Origin of the sequence: Rivularia sp. UHCC 0363, assembly GCF_034931125.1 — a bacterium.
Lineage (GTDB): Bacteria > Cyanobacteriota > Cyanobacteriia > Cyanobacteriales > Nostocaceae > Rivularia.
This window is the reverse complement of record NZ_JAYGHM010000045.1, coordinates 1-9,746: the sequence shown is the minus strand read 5'-3', so window position 1 is coordinate 9,746 and position 9,746 is coordinate 1. Positions and strand designations below refer to the sequence as shown.

The following is a 9,746-nucleotide window of genomic DNA, read 5'->3' as shown; positions in this document are numbered from 1 at the left end:
CCCCATCCCCCCATCCTCATGACAGTATTATCACCTGGTAAAAGATTTCGGAGACAGTCTGCTTGGAAAAATTTCAGTTCATTATTTGCAAATAGCTGGGCGTGGCGAATTAGTTTTGTGTACTTAACAGTTATGCTGTTAATACCGATAACCGCCATGTTTTTTAAAGCTTCTGAAAAATCTCCGGCTGAATTTTGGAGTATTGCTACTAGTCCGATCGCGCTTTCTGCTTATGATGTCACTTTTACTACAGCTTTTGTGAGTGCATCGATCAATGGGGTATTTGGAACTCTCTTAGCTTGGGTACTGGTTCGGTATGAGTTCCCCTGGAAAAAGCTGGTTGATGCTTCCGTAGATTTACCGTTTGCTCTGCCAACTGCTGTAGCTGGTTTAACTCTAGCTACCGTATACAGCGAAAATGGTTGGATTGGTGCGCTGTTTGTACCCTTTGGCATCAAGGTATCTTATACCCGTTTGGGAGTTGCGATCGCCATGACATTTATTTCGCTTTCCTTTGTGGTGCGAACCGTGCAACCAGTATTGCAGGAAATGGAAAAGGAAATAGAGGAAGTAGCTTGGAGTTTGGGTGCAAATCAATTGCAGACATTCACGCGAGTAATTCTACCGGCTTTGATACCTGCGATTTTAACTGGTGTAGCTTTGGGATTTTCTCGCGCTGTAGGGGAATTTGGTTCAACGGTAATTATCTCATCGAATACCCCATTTCAGGATTTGATTGCACCAATATTGATTTTCCAGCGCTTGGAACAGTACGACTATTCCGGAGCAACTGTAATCGGGGTGGTGATGCTGCTGATTTCGTTGGTACTGTTGCTAGCAATTAACCTTTTACAAGCTTGGGGAAGAAGATATGATCCGAAATAAATCTCAACCGCATCAACAAAACTGGGTTCCGAAAGTATTAATTGCGATCGCGCTGCTTTATTTATCTTTAGTAATCTACATTCCCACCGTAAATGTATTTGTTCAAGCTTTCAAAAAAGGAGTACAGCCGTTTTTAGCTAACCTATCCGAACCAAACTTTCTTTATGCAGCTTGGTTAACTTTGATACTGGCACTAATTGTTGTACCCATAAATACAGTTTTCGGTCTTTGCGCTGCTTGGACGCTTACCCGCGATAAGATTCCCGGAAGAGCTTTTATTTTGAGTGTAATTGACCTACCTTTTTCAATTTCACCTGTAGTTGCAGGATTAATGCTGGTGCTATTGTACGGACGTAACAGTTGGTTGGGTGGTTGGTTAATAGACCATGACATCAAGATTATTTTTGCAATTCCAGGGATGGTTTTAGCAACCGCATTCGTAAGTATGCCTTTTGTTGCTAGAGAAGTAATTCCGCTGTTAGATGAAATTGGGAAAGATCAAGAAGAAGCAGCAAAAATTCTTGGTGCAAGTGGATGGCAAACTTTTCTGCGGATTACAGTTCCCAATATCCGTTGGGGTTTACTGTACGGCATATTGTTGACCAATGCCAGAGCAATGGGTGAATTTGGTGCAGTTTCCGTGGTATCGGGAAATATTGGTGGTGATACCCAAACTTTGCCTCTATTTATTGAAGATGCTTACAAACAGTATCAAACTGAAGCTGCATTTTCATCTGCGGTAATTTTGGCAATGTTGGCATTAGTAACGCTGGTATTAAAGGAGATTCTCGAACAAATATCAGGTCATTCGACTAAAAAAGTTTCTTAAAAAAAAGCCAAGAGGTTAATTATAATATGTCCTCAAATAATACCCTTACACAGAAACAAATTCGAGTCAGAATTCCTAAAGATTATCACGATCAACCCGTGATTTCCCATCTTGTTTCCGATTATCATTTAGAGATTAACATCAGGTCTGCAATTTTGGGTGGTAATGCGATTGGTGATGGTTGGTTTGTTTTAGATTTACAGGGAACCGACCAACACATTAAGCTTGCTATTAATTATTTACACAATTTAGCGTTGGAAGTTTGGGATAATCATCAAAGCTATACTTGGTAAGTCATAATAGTAATAATTTTTGTAGTGGGAGCGTCTCGCTCCCCGATCATAAGTAAGAAAGTCTCTCGATTACAAATCCAAATCTTCCACAATCTTCACTTCTTTAGAAAGATGTTTAAACCAAGTAAAATACAAAGCAATTGAAAGTACAATTAATAATGCTAACAAAATACCAAAATTATCCCAGCGCTTCATCATGAAGGTAATTCCCAACATAAATAAAGTCAATTGCCAGGGAATTGCGATAAATGTCGAAAGAATATCCCGACGATTTTCGTTTTGAATTTTCTGCTGAATATTTGCTGGCAGATTTTTCCGCACAATTCCCCAAAATCCAAATGGTCTAGTAACTTTATAAAAATTATCTATTACTTGTAAATCGGTTGGTGCGGTAGAAAATGTCCCGATTAAGCAGCCAATAAATGATGAAAGACTAGGGATGAGAAACAAAGCATATTCTTGATACACTTGATTTAAATTTGCGATGACAAATGCTTTCGTAAAAATGGCTGCTAACATTCCGGCGACAGTACCAAGAGCAAATCCATAACCATTAAAGCGCCACCAATACCATCTTAATACTAAAGGAATTGCTAACCCCGCACCCAATCCCAAAGTCAGCCATCCCCAAATTTCGTTAATATTTTTAATCTGATAACTAAAGAGCATTCCTACAACTACAATTACCACAGATGCTAAACGACTTTGGGTAATTAACTGTTGATTAGTCGCTTGAGGTTTGAGATATGCTTGATAGATATCTTTTACCCAATAAGCAGCGCTGGAATTAATGATCGAGTCAAAAGTAGACATTGCTGCTGCTAGAAAACAAGCTATCAACAATCCTTTCATTCCTACCGGCACGTATGCGGCAATTATGGTAGGTAAAATCAATTCTGGGTCAGATATAACACCTTGAGTTGCACCGTAATGAATAGCCAACATCGCAAAAGCGGTAACGAGAGGCCAGCGGAATGAAAGTAAAATAATCCAAAATAGAGAAAGTAAACCAGCTTCGCGATCGCTCTTAGCAGCAAAGTAACGTTGCACCATATAGCCACCACCACCACCAACACCTGCCAGACACTCCTTTACAAGATAAAAGAAAATCACCCCACCGAACAAGTTAAATATGGAATAATCCCCCGGTAAATCTACAGTTAAAGTTGGTGAAATACTGCTCCACTCGCTGAAACTCCATTGTTTTAACTGTTCTGTACCGGGAATTGAAACCGCAAACGTATCGGGGATAGTAGCAATTTGTAGAGCCAAAACACAAACATAAATTATCGCGACAAAAATCAAACCACCTTGAAAAACATCAGTCCAGACAACACCGTAGAAACCACTAGCCGCCGTGTATACCAAAGCTAGAAGAACCAGCCCAATCGAAGCAATTTCATCGCTAACACCAAGAAATTGACCTAAAAACTTACCACCTGCAACAGTAAAATAGCTCATAGCACCAACCGCAAACATTAAATTTGCGATCGCGCTAATAATCCGTGCCGTATTTCCTTCCCTTCCCGTACCGAAACGCAACCGCATCCATTCAGCTAACGTCATTACCTGAGCGCGACGATTCCATTTACCCATGAAAATCATCAAAATCGCCATGATTAACACCACACCACCGCGAATTTCGATAAAAAATCCTCTCGCACCCACAGCGTAAATCAAAGCGCTAATCACCATCGTACCCGCCAAATCGGTATTTGATGCCATTCCCGAAGCACCCAAAACCCACCAAGACATACTGCGGTTTCCCAAGAAATATGAGTCAATACCCGTAGAAGCTTTACGTTCCAGATAAAGCCCAAAAAGAACTATACCAATTAAATAAACACCAATAATTAGATAATCAACAAGCTGTAACATAAATTTTTAGATTTAATCTAAGAATAAGTAGTATGACGGACAATACAGCAAACATAGATTTACATCAAGTCCGTTATTTGACGGTTTAGGTTTCCGTTGCTTAATTAAAATAGCCCTCACCCTCGAAGGGTGGGGCTACAAATACGAAGCCCACCTGCGTGGGCTACATACACTCTTGCTTTGATTAATTTTTATCTTTATAAATATTGCTACGATGTCCGACTTCTACAACACTTATTAATAAAACGGCATCAAAAATATCATACAAAATACGATAGTCGCCTACTCGAATACGATAACCGTTTTCTCGATCTTTAAGCTTTTTCACTCCATCTGGACGGGGTTCTATCGCTAAGTTGTCAATTCTATCTTGTATGCGCTCTTGTAGTTCTAATGATAACTTTTTAATTTGTTTAGATGCACTCTTGGAAATCTGAATTTCGTAACTCACGCAACATCCTGTTTAATTTCTTGAATCTCGTTTTTCACTTCTTCCCAAGGTACAGTGCCATTTTGACCTATATCTTCTTTACCTTCGTCGTAAGCTTTCAAATCATTTTCATCCTCTTCATCTTCGATTTTTTGGAGTAATGCACAAATTTCGTCTAGTGTACTGTCGTATGCTTGATTTAACAGTACGTTAATAGTATCGATTATTTGTTTTCTTTCGCGTTCGGTTTTCATTTTTATAATTATTACTAAATCGCAAAATTTAATTACCACTTTACCATCAAGTTCGCAAAGCAGTTAGTAGTTAGTAGGTTGGGTTAGGTGCATGAAAAATCCAGATATTCAAAAAAAAATTCATCTCAGCGCCGTAACCCAACACTGTATTGCTGACAGTTGAAAATATCTCTCCTCTATTTATCCAATATGGTGATGTTGGGTTACGACACGATAATCATAACTTGGCGTTAAAAACTAAATTCCCGAATCGTGTCTAACCCAACCTACAAGTTTAATTATTTTCTTTAACTCTTCTTCTGCATATTCGTCAACACACCGTGAGCGGGACTAAATAACAAAGATAAAACAAATAAACCCGATACAACTAACACAATCGCCGGACCTGAAGGTAAATTATAAAAATAGCTCAAATACATTCCGCTGATACTCGAAATCACCCCAATTATCGCCCCTAATATCATCACTTCATGCAAACGTTTAACTAATAAATAAGCTGTAGCTCCCGGTGTTATCAATAACGATAAAACTAATATCACACCAACAGCCTTTAAACTAGCAACAATCGTCAAAGCAATAATTACCATCAACCCAAAATTAAGCCGATTTACGGGCAAACCCGCAGCTTGCGCTCCCAATGGATCGAAAGTATAAAATAATAACTCTTTATATAGTAAAAATACGATCGCAAGCACAACAGCCGCAATTACAGCAATATCTCGCATATCTGAAACCGTAACGCCGAGAATATTACCAAAAAGAAAGTGATTGAGATCGATTTTATTATCTTTCTGCACAATAGTAATTAAAGTAATCCCCAAAGCAAAAAATGCCGAGAACACAATTCCCATCGCAGCATCTTCCTTAATTGGCGATCGCGTTCTAATCCACGTTATCACCATCGTACTGAGAACCCCCGCAATAAAGGCTCCCACAAAAATATTCATCCCCAAAATAAACGCGATCGCTAAACCCGGTAACACCGAATGACCGATCGCATCACCCAGCAAAGCCAACCGCTGCACCATCAAATAACTACCAACAACCGCACACAAAAAACCCACCAAAATCGCCACAATTAGCGATCGCTGCATAAAGCTATACTGTAACGGTTCAACTAACGCTTCAAACATAATTATTTTGGTAATTGGGAATTAGTAATTGGTAATTGGTAATTGGTAATTGGGAATTCTTCCCTTGTCCCCCCATCTCCCCATCCCCCCATCTCCCCATCTCCCCATCTCCCCTTCACGCTGCATCTGAAAAGTACATGACTTTCCCACCATAAGCCTGATATAAATTTTCCTCTGTCAATACCTGCTTCCTTGAACCCGCAGCAACTATGTGACGATTTAATAAAATGATATCGTCGAAATGAGTAGTTGTTTCGCCTAAATCGTGGTTAACTACTAAAACGGTTTTTCCGGCGGCTGCTAGCTCGTGGAAGACTTCAAATAGCACCGTTTGAGTTTTTTGGTCGATTCCTACAAATGGTTCGTCAAAACAAAATATTTCCGCTTCCTGGGCTAAAGCTCTGGCTAAAAATACCCGTTGCTGCTGTCCTCCGGAAAGTTGTCCGATAGCGCGATCGCGATATTCCCAAATCCCAACTCTTTGCAGCGCACTTTTTGCTACCCGACGACTCACCCCCGAAAAACTCCGCAGCCATCCCGTTTTCTTGACTCTCCCCATCATCACCACATCCCAAACTGTAGCGGGATAAGTCCAATCAATTTGACTGCGTTGGGGAACGTAAGCTACTTTTTCCAACTGTTTCGTTAAAGGTTTACCTTGATACAAAACCGTACCACTGCTATCAACTAACCCCAACATCGCTTTCATCAAAGTACTTTTACCAGCACCGTTCGGACCGTAAATCCCCGTCAATCGTCCCGGTTTGATAACACAATTAATATCCGAAAGCGCTTCTAGACTGCGATAGCTTACACCCACACGAGCAACTTTAATACTTGCATCATTTACCATCGCCGCATCCTGTATATGATAGATGCGCTGTTCATTTGCTAGGTTATCGTCTGGCGAAAAGTTGACACTTTGCATGGGATTTTTTCTAGAAGCGAACAAAAAATGAAAAGATTATGAGAATAATGTAACCTACAAAATGAAAACATTATGATAACTTTTGATATAAATTATGGAAGCGTTTACTCATTCCCAGGGCAGATATTTTTTGCACGGGTTATTAGGGATACTTTTATTGTCAGTAAGCGCGTGCGTTGGAGTAGGATCTGATTCTCCTGAAGATGGTAAACCTGACGTAGTTGCAACCAGTACGATAATTGCCGATTTAACCAAAAATATCGGCGGAGACGAGATCGATTTAAAGAGTATTTTGCAACCAGGTACAGACCCTCATGTATACGAACCAGTACCTAGAGATACCATAGTTTTAGAAACCGCAGAATTAATTTTATACAACGGTTATAATCTCGAACCGGGGTTAATTAAACTCATAAAAGCAGCAGGTGTAAAAGCCGATAAATTAGCAGTAGGAGAAGTTGCCAAACCCTTAGAGTTAGATAAAGGTGGAAAAACTACAGTACCCGATCCTCATATTTGGGGTGATGTAGAGAATGCGATCAAAATGGCGATCGCGATTCGGGATGCCTTAATTAAATTATCGCCAGAAGATCGAGAAAAATTTAGTGAGAATACAGAAAAACTCGTTAAACAATTGCAGCAGTTAGATAATTCCATAACTCAACAAATAGCAACTATCCCTAAAGAAAAGCGAAAATTAATTACAACCCATGATGCATTTCAATATTACGGACGCGCTTATGATATACCAATTGCTGGGACATTAATCGGTATTAGCACTGAAGAACAACCAAGCGCTCAAACTGTGAAACAATTAGTAGAGGAAGTGAAAAAAACAGGAGTAAAAGCCATATTTGCCGAAACAACAATCAACCCAGCTTTAATTCAAACTGTAGCTCAAGAAGCTAACGTCAAATTAGCACCTCGAAAATTATATTCCGATTCCATCGGCGCATCTGGGAGCGAAGGAGATTCTTATATTAAAATGATGCAGTCAAATACTCGGACTATTGTTGAAGCGCTGAGTGAGTAAGGGGGATAAGTTAGGAGTTATGAGTTAGGAGTTAAGAATTAAGAGTTATGAGCTATTAATTAAAATTTTTTAAAAATGCGTCCTATTGCTGTAGATTTGTTTGCGGGTGCGGGGGGGATGACTCTTGGTTTTGAGCAAGCTGGTTTTGATGTGCTTGCTGCTGTGGAATTAGACCCGATTCATTGTGCTATCCATGAATTTAATTTTCCTTTTTGGTCTATTTTATGTGCAGGTGTACAGAATATTTCGGGAGAAGAAATTAGGAAGCGTTCTCAAATTAAAAATAGAGAAATCGATGTAGTGTTTGGTGGTTCTCCGTGTCAGGGATTTTCGATGATTGGGAAGCGGGCTTTAGATGACCCAAGAAATTCTTTAGTGTTTCATTTTTTGCGGTTGATTTTGGAGTTACAACCAAAATATTTTGTATTTGAAAATGTACCGGGATTAACTGTAGGAGAACATAAAAAGTTTTTATCGGAAGTTATCGAAGAATTTCAAAAAAAAGGTTATCAAGTAGAAGCGAATTATCGAGTTCTTAACGCTACAAATTACGGAGTTCCTGAAGATAGAGCTAGATTATTTATTTTAGGATGTCGCCAAGGTTTTAATTTACCTAAATATCCTCAACCACTTACTCAACCGAAAACATCTAAGAAATCAAAATATATTGTAAATAACTTGTCTTTACCCGCAACACCTACAGTGTGGGATGCAATCGGAGATTTACCAGAAGTAGAGAATTACTCGCAACTGATTGATCGAGACTGGGTAATTGCCGAATATGGCAAACCGAGCGATTATAGCAGTCAATTGCGCGGTTTTTTATTAATTGAAAACGATTATTCCTATCAACGCTCATTTAATTACTCTTATTTAACTTCCAGCACTCGTACAAAACATAGTTCGCAATCTCGACAGAGATTTCAACAAACAGAACCGGGAAAAAGTGAACCAGTTAGCCATTTTTATAAATTAGCCATAGATGGTGTTTGTAATACTCTGAGGGCTGGAACACCCAGTAACCGAGGCGCTTTCACCTCTCCACGTCCAATTCATCCCATAACACCACGATGTATTACCGTCCGAGAAGCAGCACGATTGCATTCTTACCCCGACTGGTTTCGTTTCCACATTACAAAATGGCATGGATTTCGACAAATAGGAAACTCAGTTCCACCTTTTTTAGCTAAAGCAGTTGCAACAGAAATCATTCGCACGTTAGAAATAATTCCAGTTAAACCGCAGCAAATACAGCAATTAGGCGACGATAGTTTATTACAATTAAATATGTCTCAAGCTGCGGCAAAATTCGGTGTTTCTGCACATATTATAGAACCTAGAATAAGAAGATATCAAAATAAAGTTAGTAATATCTAAATCAAAAAAAAAGACTGGAAAATATGATGCAATTATAGTTGAAATTTTTCGACAACATTATCAGGAAGGAATGAAAAGTTTTCCTTTTAACCGTGATGAGTTTACTAAAATAGCGAAACTTTTAGGTATTGTTGCACCAAAAAATCTGGGTGATGTTATATATAAATATCGCTTCCGGAAAGATTTACCAGAGGAGATATCAAATACTGCTGCTACTGATTTTGAATGGACTATAAAACTAGCTGGAACAGGAAATTATAGATTTGAACTTAGCAAAGTTAATCGTATAATTCCTAATCCTAATCTTATAAAAATTAAAATTCCTGATTCAACACCAGAAATTATCGCTAAATATGCATTAACTGACGAACAAGCTCTATTAGCCAAGGTACGCTATAACCGTTTGATAGATATATTTCTAGGTATAACAACTTATTCGTTGCAGAATCATTTACGCACTACTGTACAAGATATAGGTCAAATTGAAATTGACGAAATTTATGTTGGTGTTAATCGTAACGGTACCCATTTTGTTATTCCAGTACAAGCAAAAGGTGGAAAAGATAAATTAGGAGTTGTTCAGACACAGCAAGATATTGCTTGTTGTACGGAAAAGTTTTCGGAATTGATTTGTCGTCCAGTGTCAGCACAGTTTATGGAAGACAATCTTATTGCGATGTTTGAATTGGCTTTGGATGAAGATGAA

At 38.8% G+C, this 9,746-nt stretch carries 11 protein-coding genes; 6 read left to right on the top strand and 5 right to left on the bottom strand.

Features of this window, described 5'->3' with window-relative positions:
- Nucleotides 1-18: 18 nt before the first annotated feature.
- Genes cysT through VB797_RS22700 form a run of 3 tightly spaced genes read left to right on the top strand, consistent with a single transcriptional unit; the run spans nucleotide 19 to nucleotide 2,007 of the window.
- On the top strand, nucleotides 19-885 hold the full coding sequence (cysT, locus tag VB797_RS22710) for a sulfate ABC transporter permease subunit CysT (protein WP_416350905.1): 867 nt from the start codon (nucleotides 19-21) through the stop codon (nucleotides 883-885).
- The gene (cysW, locus tag VB797_RS22705; protein ID WP_323240010.1) at nucleotides 872-1,714 is read left to right on the top strand and encodes a sulfate ABC transporter permease subunit CysW; all 843 of its coding nucleotides are present in this window, start codon (nucleotides 872-874) and stop codon (nucleotides 1,712-1,714) included. Before cysT ends, cysW begins: the two co-directional genes overlap by 14 nt.
- A 26-nt stretch (nucleotides 1,715-1,740) precedes the next feature.
- Nucleotides 1,741-2,007, top strand: coding sequence for an NIL domain-containing protein (locus VB797_RS22700; protein WP_323240009.1), 267 nt, complete (start codon nucleotides 1,741-1,743; stop codon nucleotides 2,005-2,007).
- A 69-nt stretch (nucleotides 2,008-2,076) separates the two neighbouring features.
- Here VB797_RS22700 and VB797_RS22695 read toward each other — a convergent pair whose 3' ends face one another.
- The 5 genes from VB797_RS22695 to VB797_RS22675 all read right to left on the bottom strand — a co-directional run bounded on the left by VB797_RS22695 (nucleotide 2,077) and on the right by VB797_RS22675 (nucleotide 6,555).
- Nucleotides 2,077-3,885 (bottom strand): sodium:solute symporter family transporter, encoded by a 1,809-nt coding sequence (locus VB797_RS22695; RefSeq protein ID WP_323240008.1) that lies wholly within the window; start codon nucleotides 3,883-3,885, stop codon nucleotides 2,077-2,079.
- A 184-nt stretch (nucleotides 3,886-4,069) separates the two neighbouring features.
- Nucleotides 4,070-4,336, bottom strand: a complete 267-nt coding sequence (locus VB797_RS22690) for a type II toxin-antitoxin system RelE/ParE family toxin (RefSeq protein ID WP_323240007.1) — start codon at nucleotides 4,334-4,336, stop codon at nucleotides 4,070-4,072.
- Nucleotides 4,333-4,569, bottom strand: a complete 237-nt coding sequence (locus VB797_RS22685; RefSeq protein ID WP_323240006.1) for a hypothetical protein — start codon at nucleotides 4,567-4,569, stop codon at nucleotides 4,333-4,335. Before VB797_RS22685 ends, VB797_RS22690 begins: the two co-directional genes overlap by 4 nt.
- 287 nt (nucleotides 4,570-4,856) lie before the next feature.
- Nucleotides 4,857-5,702 carry a metal ABC transporter permease gene (locus VB797_RS22680; protein ID WP_323240005.1) on the bottom strand — a complete coding sequence of 282 codons (846 nt, stop codon included), beginning with the start codon at nucleotides 5,700-5,702 and terminating at the stop codon, nucleotides 4,857-4,859.
- Between the two features lie 115 nt (nucleotides 5,703-5,817).
- Nucleotides 5,818-6,555: a metal ABC transporter ATP-binding protein gene (locus VB797_RS22675; RefSeq protein ID WP_323240054.1), complete on the bottom strand. Its 738-nt coding sequence runs from the start codon at nucleotides 6,553-6,555 to the stop codon at nucleotides 5,818-5,820.
- A gap of 169 nt (nucleotides 6,556-6,724) precedes the next feature.
- Here VB797_RS22675 and VB797_RS22670 point away from each other — a divergent pair, with 169 nt between their 5' ends.
- From VB797_RS22670 to VB797_RS22660, 3 genes are all read left to right on the top strand, one after another.
- Nucleotides 6,725-7,663: a metal ABC transporter substrate-binding protein gene (locus tag VB797_RS22670; protein WP_323240004.1), complete on the top strand. Its 939-nt coding sequence runs from the start codon at nucleotides 6,725-6,727 to the stop codon at nucleotides 7,661-7,663.
- A 75-nt stretch (nucleotides 7,664-7,738) separates the two neighbouring features.
- Nucleotides 7,739-9,040 (top strand): DNA cytosine methyltransferase, encoded by a 1,302-nt coding sequence (locus tag VB797_RS22665; RefSeq protein ID WP_323240003.1) that lies wholly within the window; start codon nucleotides 7,739-7,741, stop codon nucleotides 9,038-9,040.
- 70 nt (nucleotides 9,041-9,110) lie between these two features.
- Nucleotides 9,111-9,746, top strand: a 636-nt coding sequence (locus tag VB797_RS22660; protein ID WP_323240002.1) for a hypothetical protein, incomplete at its 3' end; no start/stop codon positions are given.

Excerpts from the sequence above, each read along its gene's own strand:
- VB797_RS22695 (WP_323240008.1), bottom strand. The coding sequence starts at position 3,885 with ATGTTACAGCTTGTTGATTATCTAATTATTGGTGTTTATTTAATTGGT.
- cysW (WP_323240010.1), top strand. The coding sequence starts at position 872 with ATGATCCGAAATAAATCTCAACCGCATCAACAAAACTGGGTTCCGAAA.
- VB797_RS22675 (WP_323240054.1), bottom strand. The coding sequence starts at position 6,555 with ATGGTAAATGATGCAAGTATTAAAGTTGCTCGTGTGGGTGTAAGCTAT.
- VB797_RS22685 (WP_323240006.1), bottom strand. The coding sequence starts at position 4,569 with ATGAAAACCGAACGCGAAAGAAAACAAATAATCGATACTATTAACGTA.
- VB797_RS22670 (WP_323240004.1), top strand. The coding sequence starts at position 6,725 with ATGGAAGCGTTTACTCATTCCCAGGGCAGATATTTTTTGCACGGGTTA.
- VB797_RS22700 (WP_323240009.1), top strand. The coding sequence starts at position 1,741 with ATGTCCTCAAATAATACCCTTACACAGAAACAAATTCGAGTCAGAATT.
- VB797_RS22680 (WP_323240005.1), bottom strand. The coding sequence starts at position 5,702 with ATGTTTGAAGCGTTAGTTGAACCGTTACAGTATAGCTTTATGCAGCGA.
- VB797_RS22665 (WP_323240003.1), top strand. The coding sequence starts at position 7,739 with ATGCGTCCTATTGCTGTAGATTTGTTTGCGGGTGCGGGGGGGATGACT.
- cysT (WP_416350905.1), top strand. The coding sequence starts at position 19 with ATGACAGTATTATCACCTGGTAAAAGATTTCGGAGACAGTCTGCTTGG.